This window comes from Rhodoferax ferrireducens, from assembly GCF_003347515.1.
Classification (GTDB): Bacteria; Pseudomonadota; Gammaproteobacteria; order Burkholderiales; family Burkholderiaceae_C; genus Rhodoferax.
Map to the genome: position 1 here is coordinate 1 of NZ_QEII01000273.1, position 17654 is coordinate 17654.

13 protein-coding genes, 1 tRNA gene and 1 pseudogene are annotated in these 17654 nt (G+C 56.3%); 3 read left to right on the top strand and 12 right to left on the bottom strand.

Annotated features, from left to right (window positions below; translation table 11 throughout):
- Positions 1-108: 108 nt before the first annotated feature.
- From tnpC to C5P05_RS13815, 9 genes and pseudogenes are all read right to left on the bottom strand, one after another.
- Positions 109-1110: pseudogene (gene tnpC / locus C5P05_RS13775) on the bottom strand (IS66 family transposase); the annotation flags it as partial.
- Between the two features lie 112 nt (positions 1111-1222).
- Positions 1223-1558, bottom strand: a complete 336-nt coding sequence (gene tnpB, locus C5P05_RS13780; protein WP_157979328.1) for an IS66 family insertion sequence element accessory protein TnpB — start codon at positions 1556-1558, stop codon at positions 1223-1225.
- Positions 1555-1935, bottom strand: coding sequence for an IS66-like element accessory protein TnpA (gene tnpA, locus C5P05_RS13785; protein ID WP_198674716.1), 381 nt, complete (start codon positions 1933-1935; stop codon positions 1555-1557). Before tnpA ends, tnpB begins: the two co-directional genes overlap by 4 nt.
- Before the next feature lie 32 nt (positions 1936-1967).
- Positions 1968-2303, bottom strand: coding sequence for an ImmA/IrrE family metallo-endopeptidase (locus C5P05_RS13790; protein ID WP_232834489.1), 336 nt, complete (start codon positions 2301-2303; stop codon positions 1968-1970).
- A gap of 2 nt (positions 2304-2305) precedes the next feature.
- Positions 2306-2899, bottom strand: coding sequence for a hypothetical protein (locus tag C5P05_RS13795; RefSeq protein ID WP_114970427.1), 594 nt, complete (start codon positions 2897-2899; stop codon positions 2306-2308).
- The gene (locus C5P05_RS13800; RefSeq protein ID WP_114970428.1) at positions 2896-3687 is read right to left on the bottom strand and encodes an RNA polymerase sigma factor; all 792 of its coding nucleotides are present in this window, start codon (positions 3685-3687) and stop codon (positions 2896-2898) included. The genes C5P05_RS13795 and C5P05_RS13800 overlap by 4 nt, the downstream gene beginning before the upstream one ends.
- 53 nt (positions 3688-3740) lie before the next feature.
- Positions 3741-5960 carry a S8 family peptidase gene (locus tag C5P05_RS13805; RefSeq protein WP_114970429.1) on the bottom strand — a complete coding sequence of 740 codons (2220 nt, stop codon included), beginning with the start codon at positions 5958-5960 and terminating at the stop codon, positions 3741-3743.
- Positions 5957-7111: an AAA family ATPase gene (locus C5P05_RS13810; RefSeq protein ID WP_232834490.1), complete on the bottom strand. Its 1155-nt coding sequence runs from the start codon at positions 7109-7111 to the stop codon at positions 5957-5959. Before C5P05_RS13810 ends, C5P05_RS13805 begins: the two co-directional genes overlap by 4 nt.
- A gap of 820 nt (positions 7112-7931) precedes the next feature.
- Positions 7932-9554: a recombinase family protein gene (locus C5P05_RS13815; RefSeq protein WP_114970431.1), complete on the bottom strand. Its 1623-nt coding sequence runs from the start codon at positions 9552-9554 to the stop codon at positions 7932-7934.
- A gap of 34 nt (positions 9555-9588) precedes the next feature.
- Here C5P05_RS13815 and rimO point away from each other — a divergent pair, with 34 nt between their 5' ends.
- Positions 9589-10974 (top strand): 30S ribosomal protein S12 methylthiotransferase RimO, encoded by a 1386-nt coding sequence (gene rimO, locus C5P05_RS13820; protein ID WP_114970432.1) that lies wholly within the window; start codon positions 9589-9591, stop codon positions 10972-10974.
- 317 nt (positions 10975-11291) lie between these two features.
- On the opposite strand, the gene C5P05_RS13825 is transcribed toward rimO, so the two are convergent.
- A tRNA-Leu gene (locus tag C5P05_RS13825) sits at positions 11292-11376 on the bottom strand.
- 268 nt (positions 11377-11644) lie between these two features.
- On the opposite strand from C5P05_RS13825, the gene rnr reads away from it, so the two are divergent.
- Both rnr and C5P05_RS13835 read left to right on the top strand, forming a co-directional pair.
- Positions 11645-13921 carry a ribonuclease R gene (gene rnr, locus C5P05_RS13830; RefSeq protein ID WP_114970433.1) on the top strand — a complete coding sequence of 759 codons (2277 nt, stop codon included), beginning with the start codon at positions 11645-11647 and terminating at the stop codon, positions 13919-13921.
- A 37-nt stretch (positions 13922-13958) separates the two neighbouring features.
- A complete protein-coding gene (locus tag C5P05_RS13835) occupies positions 13959-14714 on the top strand; it encodes an SDR family oxidoreductase (protein ID WP_114970434.1) in 756 nt (251 codons plus the stop codon).
- Positions 14715-14858: 144 nt separating this feature from the next.
- Here the strand turns inward: C5P05_RS13835 and C5P05_RS13840 are convergent, their stop codons facing one another.
- Together C5P05_RS13840 and C5P05_RS13845 are read right to left on the bottom strand one after the other, a co-directional pair.
- Positions 14859-16205: an HD domain-containing phosphohydrolase gene (locus tag C5P05_RS13840; protein ID WP_114970435.1), complete on the bottom strand. Its 1347-nt coding sequence runs from the start codon at positions 16203-16205 to the stop codon at positions 14859-14861.
- Complete coding sequence (locus C5P05_RS13845; protein WP_269813933.1) at positions 16202-17620, bottom strand: ATP-binding protein; 1419 nt, start codon at positions 17618-17620, stop codon at positions 16202-16204. Before C5P05_RS13845 ends, C5P05_RS13840 begins: the two co-directional genes overlap by 4 nt.
- Positions 17621-17654: the final 34 nt, after the last annotated feature.

A 17654-nucleotide genomic window follows, 5' to 3' on the forward strand; every position in this document is an offset into this window, starting at 1 on the left:
TTCATGAAGCAGCTGTAGCCGCCAAGCACCCGGAACTTATGTGCGCACAGGTTCTCCGACGGACGAGTGGATCGCCCGTCGGAGAACGGGTCGACGCAACATATCTTTGGCAGCAACATAGCCACTGAAGTCGTCACAAACCAATCCACCACGCCAGTCTCCCAGGAATGTTCTTGCGTGCTCACCGGCGCGGGATTCACAGAAGTCGTAGACCACACCTTTTAAATTCTCAAAGGCCCCCGGCGCATAGGCCCAAAGGTAAGCCCGATGCGTCTTCTTGTTGCCCGGCTTGAGCATGGCCACCGGGGTTTCGTCGGCATGCAGCACCGCAGACTGGAACATGGACTTCTTGAGCGCATCGACCAGTGGCTGCAATTGCACCCCGCACACGCCCACCCACTGCGCCAGGGTGGAGCGGGCTATTGGATAGCCCGAACGCCCAAAGATGGCCTCCTGGCGATACAGGGGCAAATGGTCAGAATACTTGGCCACCAGCACCTGTGCCAGCAAACCCGAGGTGGGCAGACCCTTGTCGATGACTTGGGCGGGCACCGGCGCTTGCGTCAGGGTCTGGCACTCGGAGCAAGCCCATTTGCCACGGACATGGCGCTGCACCGTGAGCACGCCCGGTGTGTAGTCCAGCTTCTCGCTGACATCTTCGCCGATGCGCTTGAGCTGGCAACCGCAACTGCAGGTGGTGCTGTCGGGCTCGTGGCGCAGTTCAACACGTGGCAGTTCGGGTGGCAGGGCTGTGCGCTTAGGTTGCTGGCGAGGCTCTTTGGCTGTTTTGTCCGCTGGTGCGAGGTCCAGGAGCTCTTGCTCAATGGCGGCGATGTCGGCGTCGATGGTTTCATCGAGCAAGCTGGCCTGGCCAGCATCAAGTTGTTCGCGGCTACGGCCAAACTTCCAGCGCTTCAAGACCGCCATCTCATGCGTGAGTTGATCGATCTTGGCCTGGCGGTACAGGATCTCGCGGTCTTTAATGATGATAGATTGGTCCAAGCCGATGATCTGTTTGTCACGGCTGGCGATTTGTGCGATCAAATCAAGGGCGAGTTCACGCAGTTGTTCTGCGTTCAAATTCGACAGTGATTCTTGGGCTTGGACCATGGTGCAAAGTGTCCCACACAGCACTGTTTTTGGCCATTCTGACATTCCCCAATTGACTCAAAAACAATAGTGAGCCAACATTGCCAAGTCTGCATTTGAAGCCTTTTCTTTCTCAAACAATGCTGATAATCCCACCTTCGCCAATGCGGCTCCAGGGCAGGCCCAGCACCAGTGCGTCAAGTTGGGCTCGACTCAAGCTGATCTGAGTTTGGGCCGCTTGAGCGGGCCATACAAAGTGGCCCTGGTGCAGTCTTCTGGCGGCCAGCCAGATGCCGATACCGTCATGCACCAGCACTTTCATGCGGTTGGCGCGCCGGTTGGCAAACAGGTAGGCGGTGTGCGGGTGGGCGCAACCGAATACAGCCACCACGCGGGCCAGTGCCGTGTCTGTTCCGGCGCGCATGTCCAAGGGAGCGGTGGACAACCATACCGCGTCGATGCGGATCATTGCAAGCACTCGCGCAGCCACTGCGCGCAAGCGGCGCCACCGGCAAGAGGCCAATGCACGACGATAGTGGTGTTGACTCGCTTGACCTCAATGCGGATGTCCGCAGTGGGTTGGGCAGTTGCCGGTTCTGTGGCCGCGCTCAAGGTAACCGGCACAAAGGTCGGTTGTCGCCGGATCAGTATGCCCTGGCTATGTTCGCGCAACCAGCGGTGCACGATGTTGGCGTTAATGCCGTGCTCCAGGGCCAACCCGGCAATGGACGCACCGGGCTGGGCGCAGGCGCCGACAACTTGCAGCTTGAACTCAGGGCTGTAGAACCGTCTCTTGGGGGCTTGGGTGGTGCGAGCCTCGCTCGCCATGGTGTGCATGATGTTCATCGCGCACACTATCTCCGGATTTCAGCTCTCCTTCAATATGTGTTGGCCGGACGCATACCGACTTCCTCCGTTACCACGTCCTGAACGCCACCTTCCAAGACGACATGCCCTAGTTCATGAGCGATCAGAAAAGCGCGGTCGAACAGCGAACCAGTATCTTCATACAAAATGCTGCCGGCTTGGCTGTCGAATACCGCACGCCCGCTTTTCAGCGCGGAGTCGCCTTGTGGCAAAGCATACACATCAAGGTCTCGTCGAGCCGCTTCGCGGCTAACGAGTTCAAGCAGGTTCCATGGATCGTCGCCCGCTGCGACCGCCGCTTGATGGATGCGTTCTGCCTCGCGCCGTGCGGCTTCGGTCGCATCCATTGCTAGTCCCGCAATGCCTTCAGCGCTTCTTGTTGGTCTGGCGTGAGTTGGGAAGTCTCAACGGCCTGCTCGAACGATATCTGCTCGGTCACCGCAGGCTTCACGCTCGATCTGAAACTCAGACCAGACACGATGGTCGGTGGATTGTTTAAATAGGCAGACACGGCATCGACAGTCGCACCTAGTTCGCCAGCGAGCCGTTGAACGAGTTGCCTCGGAATGGTACTTGCGTCCACTGCTCGGTCACGAAAACGCATCAAAAATAAATTGCTGATGTTCAGTCTTTGAGCTACAGATTTAAACGCTGAGCGAGTCAATTGAATAAATGGATCCGCGACCGCAGCGTTCTGTGCCGAGCCAATAGCTGTCTGAAATTGCTCCCAAGCCTGATCGACGACCTGTTCAGACGAAACCTGCAGTTCATCGTCGCGGCGGGAGGCATCAATCATCAATTCAATCGAGCAGTCCACCAGTGCATTTGCATGTTCTGGATACAGGCTTAGATATTGCTCCAATGTTGTGCGGTCATGTGAGGGTTCAACAGAGAACGCAAGAAGAACCTCTTCTTCGTTCAGTTTCGAATGTTCGGCGCTCATAGTTCAGCCTCCTCTTCAAGAATGACCTTGAGAGCTTTGCAGGCACGATCACGACGGTTGCGAACCGTCCTTTCGTCACACTGCAGAATACGTGCAATTGTCATGACATCTTTTTCCTTGGCGTCAATCGGAATTCCTTTCAAAAGAAGACCGATGACTTGCTTTTGATCCTGGGGTAAACGGTCAATCGCAGCAAAAAGCACCGACCGGAAAGCGGGATCATCAATTTTTTGAGGGTCGCCGCTCAAAAAGTTCTCCAGAGCAACTTCGACCTCGGGCGAAACCTCAGGGCCATCCGTGTCCTGGGATCCTAGGGGGACAGTTGTTACGTCACCGACTACCGCTTTGAATTTACGCAAAACGGACGTTCGAAGCGCGACCATTGCTTGATCGAAATGAACTTCGTAAAAATCCAGCATATCAGCTTGTGAAGCGCAATCTTTTGTGACCAATACGACAAATCGGTTAATGATTTCGTCACGAATATCGGTTGCGCTGCCGATACGAGAGCTCCAGATTTTCGAGCGTAGTGATTGGTCTACGCGTTTCATAAGGATGCGATATATCTTCTCGAACTGGCTATGTTCGCCATCTGCCCAGGCTCGCCGTAGAAAATAAAGCAGGACCTCCGTTGGCACATACTCTGCGGCCGTTCTTGATACACCAGCGAACTGTAGAGCTCGTGAAGCCGCGTCAACAGACTCCAGTTTTTGGATCCAGGCCTCAATTGCGGGAGGTCGCTGGTAAAGCGTTCCGTCCTTTTGCTTGCGTTTAAGCGCTTCCGGCATTCCTTCTCCAGTGCTGTTGGTTGGGGGTGGTGAGTAGGGCTTGGCGGGTTACGCTATCGAATACGAATCGGCAGCGACACTTGCGGCTGGATCGGCACCAACGTTTTGGCGTAGGCGCGCAGGATGTCGTTGTAGAGGTCGGCATGTTTCGGGGCTTCCACAGTGATGATCAGCGCGTAGCGGATTTTCTCGGCACCTGTGGCGCGGCCACCGGACTCGCGAGCGTTGTAGTGGATATCGAAGACGGGGTTGTCAAGACTGCTACCGAGCATGCCTTTGGCACCGTGGAGGACGGTTTCCCATTTGCCGAGGTCTGAGCGGCGCTCCTCCTCGGTGGCGTACTTCTTCATGTCGAAAAATCCCTTGGTGTTGGCATTGGCCTTGCCGTCCTTGATTTTCTTGTCACTGGGCCGGAACACAATCTCCAGCCCTGCGCGCGTATAGGCCGCCGCATCCTGCGGGTCAGTTGGCGACGCGTAGCAGAATGTTGCCTTGAGGTGAACTTTACCGTTCAAACCCCCAGCGGGCAGTGGTAGCGTGGCACGAAGGTACTTGCCGGGTTTCAACTCGCCCTGGTAAACCACACGCGCTACGCCCGCAGGGCAGGTGATGATCTCCATCAGGTCTTCTGGCACTTTGCCCCAACCTACCTCAACTTTGTCGTGGGTTGACGCATCGGCCGCATGGACCAGCAAAGCTTTGATTGCTAGTGGTGTCAATTCGGCACCCAGAATGGCGCGGACTCCCACTGCATTACGCAGCAGGTAAGGAGATGCGAAACTGGTGCCGAGTTGTGGGGCCAGCAGCGGTTTCTTTCCCGGGGACAGCACATGAAAATACTTGGCCGCATCCCCGCCAAAGGCCATCAAATCCGGTTTGACTACACCGGGGCTGCGGCCCGGGCCGATGGCGCTGTAGGGTGCTCTTGCCCAGCCCGCTTCGGTACCGTTGGTGGCACCAACGGCCAGTGCGTTCACGCAGTCCGATGGCACCTGCACTCGGGCATTGCCTACAGAGCGGTCCATTTCCCCGTTGTTACCGACCGCGACAGTCATCAAGGTATCACCGTCGGCCAACAGATCATCAATTACCGAGGTCCAGGCGTGAACGTCGGTGTCTTCGATGGGCAGGTCAGGCCCAAGGCTGAGATTAACAAACTGGTATTGGCGCGACAGCAGAACCTGTTCGACAAAGCCCAACGTGCGATACAGCTCCAGGGGGTCTTCCGCATCGGCATCCTTGTCGAGTACCCGTAAGTGATCAACATAGGCAAACGGGCGTTGCGCGGTGCCGTTTGGCTGGATGGGGCCGAACAGAAATGCAGAGGTCACCCCGAGACCGTGTTCCAAGCCGTGTGGATCGTCGTCGGCATTTTCATCAAGAACCCGGTATGACCGCAGCCAGGGACCGATCGCATGCTCTTTCGGCAAGCCGCCGTCCAGGATGGCCACCTTGGGCTCGGACGAAAACGGCTGTTCGGTCGGAAGGCTGCAACTGACCGTCACGCTGCCCGTGCGATGCACGGGGCGCATGCCACGCAGCCTGGGCATTGGCCGGATCACACGCACGAATACAAACTCCGCCAGCCGATCAATGCTGTCATGCTTGCCTTCGACCGGAACGAACCACATGTTGCCTGCCGTGAAGCCGAGGTCACTGTGGATTTTGACGTCTACATCTTTCGCGTATTTGGCAAACGCTCGCTGGACAAACAAATGGTTCTCGTCGGGCAACAGGTGAAGGCCCACTTCAAAGAAGCGATCCTTCTTGTGCCCGTGGCTGACGATCCGCTCCTCGGGTGCGAATGCAGAGAAGTTCTCAATATGCGCGAGATCACCGGCTTCGTCTGATTCGGGTTCGATGTCTTTGGTCCAGGCTTTGAGATGGCGAAATGCTTGACGCTTGCCGGCGACAAACAACTCGGTTGTTGTGCATTCCCTGGTGGGGCCTTTCTTTGTCCAGCCGTCCGGGGTTAACTTGACGGTTCTGCTGCCTACTGATTCCAGGCCGACGGTACGTAGCATCGCCACTGGAAAGAACGATCGGGCGATGTAGCTGGGATTCATCGTCAGGCGTGCAACGCCAAAGTCACCGGGGCATGCTTGCGCTGGCAAAGCGTCCAGCGCCGCAGCTGCATCTGAAAACTGGGGGGTTAGCCGCTCTCTGGCCTGCTGCAAGGTATAGACCTCAGCCTTGCCCGGCATGCGCTTTGGCCCCTTGATATCGTGTGTGAGCAGCTCGCCGCGTCCGATCAGAAAATTGGTTTGACTCATGCTTCAAGTTCCCTTTTTGATATTTTCTTTGTGGTTGACGGCTGGTCGGCGGTGTACTTACGGATGGTGTCGCGGCTTACACCTGTGAGATCGGAGATCGTGTGCTGTGACAGACGGGTCTGTTTAGCCAGCAGTACGGCCAGATCAATGCGCGCCTGACGATCCATCACAAGAGCGCGCGATTTGACGAATTCTTCAATCAGGTCGGCATCTGATGCCGTTCCAAGCGCCACCGCGCGTCGGAATCGCTGGATGTCGCGCTCAATGTCGCTGAACGACTCGCCATTGAAAGCGAAAGTCAGGATGTCAATCCAGCGACCAAACAATGCAAAGTCCGGACCGAGAAATCGTTTGATGGCTGCTTTGACGGCCGGTGTTTCCGGTATCTTGAAATCGATGACCAGATCAAATCGGCGCCACAGCGCCGGATCGATCAGTTCCGGATGGTTGGTGGCTGCCAGCAGTAGGCCTGTGGCAGGCCACTCATCGACCTCTTGCAGAATGACAGTGACGAGGCGCTTCAACTCGCCGATGTCGGTCTCGTCGCTACGACGTTTGGCAACGGCATCGATTTCATCCAGCAAGAGCACGCAGGGACTGCGTTTTGCGAAATCAAGTGCAGTGCGCAGGTTGCTCCCACTTCGTCCGAGCAGGCTGCTCATGACGGCGGTCAGGTCCAATACATACAGCGGGACCTCCAATTGCGCAGCAAGCCAGCGCGCTGTCAATGTTTTGCCAACGCCTGGCGGTCCGACAAAGATTGCCGAGCGCGTCGGGCTTAATCCCATTGAGGCGAGGCGTTCAGTCTGTCGACGCTCCTGAATGAGTTGACTCAACGTCTCTTCCAGGCTGATTGACAACAACGGCTGCTCTCGATCTGGTGTGTCCTTGAAGACTTTCAGAAGTGAAAGCCGTGACTCGTCATCGACCGGCAATGTTTGGGTCGGTAGAGCAGGCTGCATGGCCTTGCGCATGGGGGCGCTTGCTCGATGCGTCTTCGTGCGCAGATAGAGGTCTAACTGTTCAGCCAGCTCTGGGTCGGTGTTGCGGTACTTTCGGACGAGCCGGGCTACGAACAGGCGTACATCCTCGCTCTGCTCGGCAAGAGCCAGTCTAATGACTTGGGCTAAATCTGATTGAGCTTCATTCATTTCGTCCAACATTTATGTAACTAATTGATTTTAAAAGAAAAAATAAAACTTAAAAATGGAATAGACTAATTGTCTCACGTTTTGAAGCGACTGTGAAGGTGTGTGGGGATCTGGTGCCGAATTCAGGCGGGTCATGCTGGCGGCACATTGCATAACGTGCCCGGCTGGCCCCGAGCGTCCGCCAGCGAGGGCGGCGGTGTTGGCAGGCTGCGCCAGATGCTCTCCGGTCTGGTTTGTTTACATCGATATTCGACAAAGCAGCAATATTTACTGCGCAGTGAATATTGCTGACCCTCGCTGGGCATCCCGGCGTTGCCGCCGTCGGGCTCGCGGGCGTTGCCCCGCGCCTCGTACCGAGTCGCGGCCATGCGGTTTTGATCCCTGACGCCTCCGGCCTCTACTTCGTTCCTGGCCTGCGCGCTGCACTTGCCCATTCGTGACTTCGTTGAAAGTGGGCTGGGCGGTCTTGCTGTTTCCTTTTAGCCTTATCTTGAGCTTGATCGGCGGTTGTGGCGTGGTCTACGTCCTTGAGAGGTCAGGCTGGATTGAAGCTGATTGTGAATGCATCGACACTTTCTTTCGACGAAAAATGTCCAAAGTGGTCTTATGTTCGGCGTAGGTTTTGGCGTAGGTTTTTGGTATAGGACGCATATTTTCACTGATAGATGGGCTTCTACCATTGAACTACGTCAGAACTACATGGGCCGCAATGAGCTACTGATCGGCAGGCATGATGTGGATGCGTGCAACCGACAGGCTTGTTCGATTTTTTAGTTGTTTCCGTCCATTTTAAATTCTGCGGACTTACAGTCATCACTTGTCACGGGGTGGTGGGCATTTTTCCGTTTGTGACCACAGGTTCAGACAGACTCTCGGCCATGATCAACTGACCTTTGCGGTCTATACGCAACATGCGTGCTGTTCCGCCTTTCGCCATCAGCATCATGTCCATCGGGCCTTTGTCTTCGGTAGGTGTCGGTCGCACACCACGCTGATAAATCACGATGCGCTCGAAGGTATCGGCTACCAGCTGGCGGGTTTGCAGGCGTGCTTCGTATTCCTGCGCCTCCACACCGGCAGCAAGGCGCTTCCACGCTTCGTCAGTGCCCTGAATGTCGGTGCGTGCCGTTGCGGCCAAATCGCGCTCTGCCTCCTGGATGGTGGCCTCTAGCCGCTGTTGCTCTGCCTCCAGCTCGCGGGCACGCTTGGCAAAGGTCAGCGGAATGCCATCCTCAGCGCTGGCCAGCATGGCGTCGGTGAGCTTTTCCAGCTTGCAGGCCACGTCCACCAGGTCCTGCCGGGCTTTGGTCAGCTTGGCCATAGGTCCGGCCGACCGATCAGCTCCATATAGCGCCTGTAGGTTGACGATGTCCGAGCAGTACTCCATCAGCGCGCGCTCGAACGGGTAGACGGATACGGACCCGCCGACCGAGCAGCCGCCGTGCGAGTAGCTGGTGCAGTGCAGGCGTCTGTGGCCTGGCTGGATGCGGCCGAGTTCGTCCCGGTTGCGGGTGCCAATGTTCTGCCCAACCAGCGCGCGGCCGCAATAGCCGCATACAGTGATTCCGATGCCGGTGAGTATGTGAGGCACTGGCCCCTTGGCCTTGCGCCTGCCACGCCCGCTGTTGGCTATCTGCAGGCCGTCCCACTCGGCCTTGGTAAGTAGGGCAGGGTAGTAGCCGGGTATTCGGTAGGTATCGGTGCCCAGGGCCATTTCTTTTTCGCCGATCAATGCCCGCTGTTTCACCAGCCGGTAGATTTGCAGCGATTGGGGGCCGCGTCCTGTAAGGGATAGCCCCTGCTCGGTCAGTCGCTCGATGATCTTGGTGGCTCCATACCCGATCAGGTAAAGCCGCAGGCCTTCGCGCACGGCCACCACGCGTTCTGGTATTTCCTGCCACTGGCCATCCACCAGCCGCAGCCAGACCGGGTCTTTACCATTTCGAATCAGCGCACGGTTTGTGCCAGCGATCCAGCCCTCGCACTGTTTTCTGATGCTGGCCAGCACTCGTTTGCTCTTGGTGTCGCTTTCTTCATGGGCGCGAATCATGACCAGGAGCGAATACACAAGGTCCATCGGGTTGGCCTTGAGGTGCTCGCGGCTGTACTTCTTTCCGTCGCTGGCCGTCACCACCGTGATGCCGGCATTTACAATCTGAGCCAGTTGGGCCTGGGCCTGGATCGGCTCTGCCCTCGAAAGCCGGTCGAGGCCTTCCACCACCAGCACGGACCCCGTGGGTATCCGGCCCTGTTCGACAGCGACCAGGAAGACGCCGAGTGCCCCGGACTTGATGTGCCGCTGGTGGTAGGCCGATAGACCCTCATCCCGCAGCGAGAGCGTTTCGTCCAGAAGGAGGCCGTGTTCAGCGGCCCACTGGGCGGCGTAAGCCATTTGGCGCTCGCTGCTGTGGCCCGAAGCCTGGCGCGGATCGCTGAACCGCATATAGCTATATACAAGACCTGTCAAACTACACCCCATGAACGAAATAAAAGAAAAAATCCCGCGTATAGGTATGGTATCGCTAGGATGCGCCAAGGCCCTGACCGATTCCGAATTGATCCTTACGCAACTGAGTGCGGAAGGTTATCAAACCTCAAAGACATTCCAGGGTGCCGACTTGGTCATTGTCAACACCTGCGGCTTCATTGACGATGCGGTCAAGGAAAGCCTGGACACTATCGGCGAGGCACTGGCAGAAAACGGCAAGGTAATCGTTACCGGATGCCTGGGTGCCAAAGCGGCAGAAGGGGGTGGCAATTTAGTCAGAAAAATGCATCCAAGCGTCTTGGCCGTTACCGGGCCGCAGGCAACTCAGGAGGTGATGGATGCCGTGCATGCCAATTTGCCCAAGCCACACGACCCCTTTATCGACCTAGTGCCCAATGCATTCGGGGTGGCTGGCATAAAGCTTACGCCCCGTCATTACGCATATATCAAGATCAGCGAGGGCTGCAACCACCGCTGCACCTTTTGCATTATTCCGTCCATGCGTGGCGACTTGGTGTCGCGGCCTATTGGTGACGTGCTCAACGAGGCGCGTGCTCTGTTTGAAGGTGGCGTCAAGGAGTTGCTGGTGATCAGTCAGGATACTTCTGCTTATGGCGTCGATGTCAAGTACCGCACCGGTTTCTGGGACGGCAAGCCGATCAAGACACGCATGCTCGAGCTCGTGCAGGCACTGGGTGACATGGCGGGCCCCTATGGGGCATGGGTGCGCCTGCATTACGTGTATCCGTATCCCAGTGTGGATGAAGTGATTCCCTTGATGGCCACCGGCAAAGTGCTTCCTTATCTTGATGTGCCGCTGCAGCATAGTCACCCAGATGTGCTCAGGCGCATGAAGAGACCGGCCAGTGGCGAGAAAAATCTCGAGCGCATCCAGCGCTGGCGTGAGGCATGTCCTGACATTGTCGTACGCAGTACGTTTATTGCCGGTTTTCCTGGTGAAACTGAGGAAGAGTTTTCTCACTTGCTGGATTTCATGCGGGAAGCCAAAATCGACCGTGCCGGTTGTTTTGCTTACAGTTCTGTGCAAGGTGCTGCTGCCAACGATATTCCGGGTATGTTGCCAATAGAGTTGCGGGAGGAGCGGCGTGCGCGTTTCATGGCCGTTGCCGAGGCCATTTCAGCGGCCAAGCTGCAGCAGCGTATCGGTGCGACCATGCAGGTCCTCGTGGATTCTGCCCCAGCATTGGGGAAAAAGGGCGCAGTGGGTCGATCGTATGCCGACGCGCCAGAGATTGATGGTGTGGTGAAGCTGCTGCCGCCTGAAAAGATCAGCAAGACGCTGAAGGTCGGTGAATTCACGAAGGCCCGCATTGTGGGTACACAGGGGCATGATCTCGTCGCGCAGCCGTTTTAAATCCAATCATTTGACTGCTGGGTTACAAAAAGACTTGGCGATCTGCGTAGCGCATAGCGGTCGCAGTGACACCAATTGAAGTCATAACGTCGACGGTCATTTTTGTCTTGGTTTGGAGGATGCGCCATATTTTTGAGGCAACTTTTATTGAACAGCCTCTTCTCCATTCAAGTGTTGGTAGGAATCAAGAAGTACTACCCAAAGCTCAACACCGAAACCAAGAATGTGACCGCAATTGAACTGCCGATTTGTAGAGTCGGCAAAGAGGCTCCACCAAAGAAAAAGCCTCTTGCAATTGCAAGAGGCTTTTCTATTTTTGGTGCCCGGAAGAGGACTCGAACCTCCACACCTTGCGGCACACGGACCTGAACCGTGCGCGTCTACCAATTCCGCCATCCGGGCATGGATGCTAGTATACCATAGCTTCTTGAACCTCCTTGCCAAACTCGATGATGAGTCACTAGGCGAGACGGCATACTTCACTTAGTATTGCGAGATGCGCTGCACCTATTCAACCCTTTGATTTTCAAAAGTTTTATCGATTGTGAGATGCTAGGATTTTCATCCGCCGCCGGTTTATTAGCCCGTGCATCTATTAATACCAATTCTGTCGCCTGTACACATCAGGAAAGAGAGTAGTTTTATCAAAAATATTAGTCCAACCAGCGGCTTGCTGGATGAAGTTGAAGGAACAGTTCAGGGGCACCGTGATGGTCATGGATTTGTGACCCGTGATGACGGTGAGTCCGATATCTATTTGCCGCCCAACGAAATGCGCGCTGTGCTGCACAAAGACCGCGTCATGGTGCGCATCGTGCGCAGTGACCGTAAAGGCCGGCCCGAAGGTCGGGTGGTTGAAATCATCGAGCGGCCTAAGCAACCCATTATTGGGCGGCTGTTGCAGGAAAGTGGCATCTGGATTGTCGTCCCTGAAGATAAACGCTACGGCCAGGATGTACTGATTCCCAAGACTGCGACGGGGTCTGCCAAGCCAGGCCAGGTTGTTGTTGTTGAATTGACCGAGGTACCGGCTTTGTATGGCCAGCCTGTCGGCCGCGTCAAGGAAATTCTTGGCGAGGTCGACGATCCAGGCATGGAGATTGAAATTGCCGTACGCAAATACAGCGTGCCATATGAATTCTCGGACGCTTGCATTGCCTTGGCTCGCACCCTGCCGGACAAAGTGCTCCCACATGACAAGAAGCATCGCGTCGACTTGACGGACGTGTCACTGGTGACGATCGATGGCGAGGATGCCCGGGATTTTGACGATGCGGTGTATTGCGAACCGACAAAAATTGGAAAGGGTAAATCCGCCGCGCGGGGCTGGCGCTTGCTGGTGGCTATTGCCGATGTGAGTCATTATGTGGAAACGGGTTCTGCCATAGATATAGATGCCTATGAGCGCGCCACCAGTGTGTACTTCCCGCGTCGCGTCATTCCGATGCTGCCCGAGAAGTTGTCGAATGGGCTGTGCTCGCTCAACCCGGAAGTGGAGCGCCTGTGCATGGTGTGCGACATGATGGTGACCGAAGACGGCGAGGTGTCGGCCTATCAGTTTTATCCGGCAGTGATGTGGAGTCATGCCCGATTCACTTACAACGAGGTGGCAGCGATTCTGGCGAACACGCGTGGCCCCGAAGCCTTGAAACGCAAAGATCGGGTAACGGATTTGTTGAACCTGCACGATGTCTATCAAGCCTTGCTGAAGGCGCGCGTACGCCGCGGCGCTGTGGATTTTGAAACCGTAGAGACGCAGATCGTTTGTGATGAGAGCGGACGTATCGAGAAAATCGTGCCGCGTACCCGCAATGATGCACACAAGCTGATTGAAGAGGCCATGCTGGCGGCCAATGTGTGCAGTGCGGACTACATTTCCCAGAGCAAGCACGCCGGTTTGTTTCGGGTGCATGAGGGCCCCACACCCGAGAAAATAGAAATTCTTCGCAACTACCTCAAAGTTACTGGCTTGGGGCTGACGATCAGCGATGATCCCGCGCCAGGCGAGTTTCAAACCATTGCTGCGGCAACCAAAGATCGGCCGGACGCGCAGCAGATTCATTCCATGTTGTTGCGCTCCATGCAGCAGGCGATTTACACACCCGTCAACAACGGGCACTTTGGCTTGGCGTTTGATGCCTACACCCATTTCACCAGTCCGATCCGGCGTTACCCGGATCTGCTGGTGCACCGTGTCATCAAGGCGATTCTGGCCAAGACCAAATACCAGCTGCCGGTCTTGCCCACGCCCGGCGAAGCCCATGCCAAGCTGTCGCGTCGACTTGAAAAAGGACTGGCCGCGCGCGTTGCCGAACCGGGGCAAAAGCCCAAGAAATTGAGCCCTGAAACGCAGGCCTGGCAAGCCGCCGGCATGCATTGCAGCGCCAACGAACGCCGTGCCGACGAGGCCAGTCGCGATGTGGAAGCCTGGCTCAAATGCAAATACATGCATGAGCACCTTGGGGAGGAGTACGGCGGTGTCGTCAGTTCCGTGACGAGTTTCGGAATTTTCGTGACGCTGGATGCCATGTACGTTGAAGGACTGGTGCACATTACCGAGCTGGGCGGCGAGTATTACCGCTTTGACGAAGCGCGCCAGGAGTTGCGTGGCGAGCGCTCGGGTATGCGTTATGCCATTGGCTCTCGTGTGCGGGTGCAGGTCAGCAGGGTTGACCTGGATGGTCGAAGGATTGATTTCCGGCTGGTTCAAGAAGGTGAGGGGCTGGTTTCACGTGCTATGAAAGACAAAGGGTCGCCGCGTGAGGGTGGCGATTACGCTGGCTTGGGCAGTGCGTCGGACCGTACTTCCGTCAAGCGTGCAACACGAAAAATATCGGAACCTTTGGCCAGAATGCCAAAGTCTGCGGTTCAATCAGTAAAAATGACCGCCAGACAGGCCGCAGCCAAGAACAAGGAAAAAGGAAAAAAACCACGCCGCCGCTCCTGACGTAATCGGGTTCTTTTATCAAAATGACTTAACAAATATGACCTCAACATCAAAAGTTGCCATCGTGACCGGGGCAGGCACAGGTATTGGCAAAGCCGCCGTGTTGGCGCTGCTCAAGGATGGCTACAGGGTTGTACTCGCAGGTCGGCGCCCCGGGCCGCTGGCCGATGTGATTGCGCTCAGCGGTGCGCCTGATCGCGCATTGGCAATGCCGACCGACGTCTCCAATCCGGAATCGGTGAAGGCGCTGTTCGATGCCGCTGTCAGTACGTTTGGCCGGGTGGATGTACTGTTCAACAACGCGGGCGTCAGCGCGCCGGGCATTCCCCTGGAAGACCTGACGCTGGCGCAGTGGAAAAGCGTGGTGGACATCAATCTCACGGGCATGTTTCTGTGCCTTCAGCAGGCGTTCCGGGTGATGAAGGCGCAGACGCCGCGCGGCGGGCGCATCATCAACAACGGCTCTATCTCCGCCACCACACCGCGTCCCAACTCCATTGCCTATACCTCGACCAAACACGCGGTAAAGGGGCTGACCAAAGCGGCATCTCTCGATGGCCGCAAATACGATATCGCAGTGGGCCAGATCGACATTGGCAATGCCGCTACTGAAATGGCACAGCGCATGGCCACCGGGGTTTTGCAGGCGAACGGCGAGATCGCGATTGAGCCTCTGATGGACGTCAACATCGTTGGCCAATCGGTGCTGTACATGGCCAGCCTGCCGCTGGAGGCGAATGTGATGTTCCACACTGTGATGGCGACCAAAATGCCATTTGCCGGCCGTGGTTAAGAATTAATTTAACCATTTTGGCCTCTAGCCCTTATGCAATAAGCGGTAACAGCTATTATTTTGGTAGCGAATATGGCTTTTGCCTTGGCTATGAGGCTGGAGTTGACCGAGCCGGAGCAGCTCCGGGCAACCGATGCCGCGCATTCAGGTTTTTCGGTCTACTCGAATATGGGCCGTCAATTGCAGACCGCCTGATCTTTCAAAGTCCATGATTTTGCGGATCAGGCGCGCATCGAGCACATGGTCCACGGACAGCATCAACAGACCACTGGGCGCGATGAGGTCACGCGATAGCACCATGCCGGCTTTCAGGTCACGCGACATCACCCGCATTTCTTCAGTGCGCTCTCGCTCAGTTTCTTCGCGTGGAGTGCCTCCCAACACGTCCATCAACGCAGTCACCACCTTGGGGTCATAGCGCGTACCGCTGCCATGAACGATGATGATCCTGGCTTCTTCAGGGGATAGGCGACTTTGCGTCAACGTTCCAATTTGCATGTTGTCGTAATCGCTGGCCAGCGTCAAAATCCGTGTGCCAATGGGGATGTTCTCCTCTGAACGCCGTTCAGGGAAGCCGGTGCCATCGAATCGTTCAAATTGCGCGCTGATGATCTCGGATGCGCCCCGTAAATCCTGCAGTGGAAGCAACAGTTGCTCTGCCTGCACCGCGTGTTTGCGGTAGGCCTCCAGCTGGGGCGGCTTCATCGTCGCCACCGGCGTGCTGAGTAATTCGTCGGCAAAGCCCACTTTTCCGATTTCATGCAGCAGGCCGGCGACAAAAATCTCCTGTACGAGCTTGTTGTCGAGCTGAAGTTTCAGCGCGATTCGGCGTGACAGGTCGGCTACGCGACGCGAGTGTCCGGCCAGGTTGCCGCCACGCATTTCGATCAAGGTCGAGAACACCTTGATTGAGGTGACGAAGTTGGTCTTGAGCTTTTCATTGGCCCCTTGCAGCGAATCATTGGCCGTCCTGAGTTCGGTGGTACGTGCTTCAACCTTGGCCTCCAGGCTGGCGTTGAGGGCCTTGAGTTCTTCATTTTGGCGAACGGTCAGGGCTTCAAGTCGCTGCTTTTCGTGTTCCAGGGCTCGGCGCTCAAGCGCGTGGCGCACGATCAACACGATGTCGTTGTCGTCCCAGGGCTTGGTGATGTAGCGGTAGATCTCGCCACGATTGATGGCATCGATGATGGAGGTGACATCTGAGTAACCGGTGAGCAGGAGACGCATGGTGTCGGGCCAGCGCTCACGAACCTGGGCCAGAAACTGTGCACCATCCATCTCTGGCATCCGCATGTCGGAAATCACGAGATCGATGGGTTCTGCCTCCAATAGCACCAATCCGGCTTGACCGCTTTCCGCGACGCGTACCTGGAAACCTTTGGTACGAAACAGGCGGCGCAGTGAGGACAAGATATTGGGTTCGTCGTCCACGCACAGAATCGTGGGCATTTTGGTGTCGGCGGTGTCCGGCGCTACGCTGGCGTCAATCATGTCGGAAGTGCTCCATCTGCTACGGGTGGGTTGGGTTGTTTGACGGGTAGCATGACACGGAACGTGCTGCCCTTGGTCATTTCGGTCTGCACGTCAATGGTGCCATGATGCTTTTGCACGATGCCATAGGACAGTGATAACCCCAGGCCTGTCCCGTGGCCCACGGGCTTGGTGGTGTAGAAGGGGTCAAAAATCCGTGGCAGGACCTCCTTCGGAATGCCACTGCCTGTGTCGGCTACTTCAAACCAGACCTTGTCCCCCGCGACCCCGGTGCGAACAGTGATTTTGCCGCGCTGAGCACCCATGGCATGTGCCGCATTGACCACCAGATTCATCACCACCTGGTTGATTTGCGAGGGCATGCACTGTATATCGGGAAGGTCACCGTAGTCCTTCACCAGATCTGCTTTGTACTTCACCTCGTTGTTGACGACATTGAGCGTGGAGTCAATGCCCTGGTTCAGGTTGGCAAATTGCCAATCAAGGTTGGCGTCCACATGTGAAAAGTCCTTCAGATCCTGCACGATTTTGCGCACACGGACAATGCCTTCCCTGGATTCGCGCATCAGGGTGGGTATGTCTTCTTTGAGGAAGTCGAGTTCAATGCTGTTTCTCAAGGTTGCTAGCGCCAATACGGTTTGGGCATTGCCGTGAAAGGGTTCAGCCTTTTCGTAGGCCACCAACATCTGAAAAAGGTCTGTGAGATATTTTTCGAGTGTGCCGAAGTTCGAGAAGATGTAGCCAATGGGGTTATTGATTTCATGGGCGACGCCTGCGGCGAGCTGCCCGATCGAGGCCAGCTTTTCGGACTGGACCAGATGCTGTTGCGCCATGGAAAGCTTGGCATTGAGTTCGTTCAGTTCAGTATTGCGGCTCAAAAGGGCCGTTTCGGCCGCCTCGCGTCGCGCGACATCTTCAAGCAGTGTACGGTTGGCCTGCGCCAGCTCGGTGGTGCGCTTCTCTATCAGTTCTTCGAGCTTGCTCTGGTGCTTGAGCAAGTCCTCTTCTGCGCGTTTCCGGTCGGTAATGTCCTGCAGCGTTTCCACTGCACCAGCCATCGATCCGTCGGCATTTCGCAAAGGTGTGGCCGTGAAAAAGAGCCAGCGTCCACCATCGCCAAGGTGCGGAAAAAATCCTTCGCTTTCGTAGGCGTCAGCAATGAGTTTCGATCGATGGGCCTGGTTTGTGTACAGGCTCGCCACCCCGACGGAGGAGGTTCCATCCACAATCAGATCGGCCAGCACTGGCCTGTCGTTGTTATAGAACACCAGTCCGAGTTTGCGCTCGCCAATCATGTCCGCAGCATTGACCCCCAGCAGCTTCTCACACGCTTTGTTGAAATATGTCACCACGTGTTCGGTGTTGATCACAAAGGTGGCCACCGGGCTGGCATCAAAAAACCCGGTCAGGCTCACGCCCTCAAGGTGAGGGGCGGCCGTTGCGCTGGCT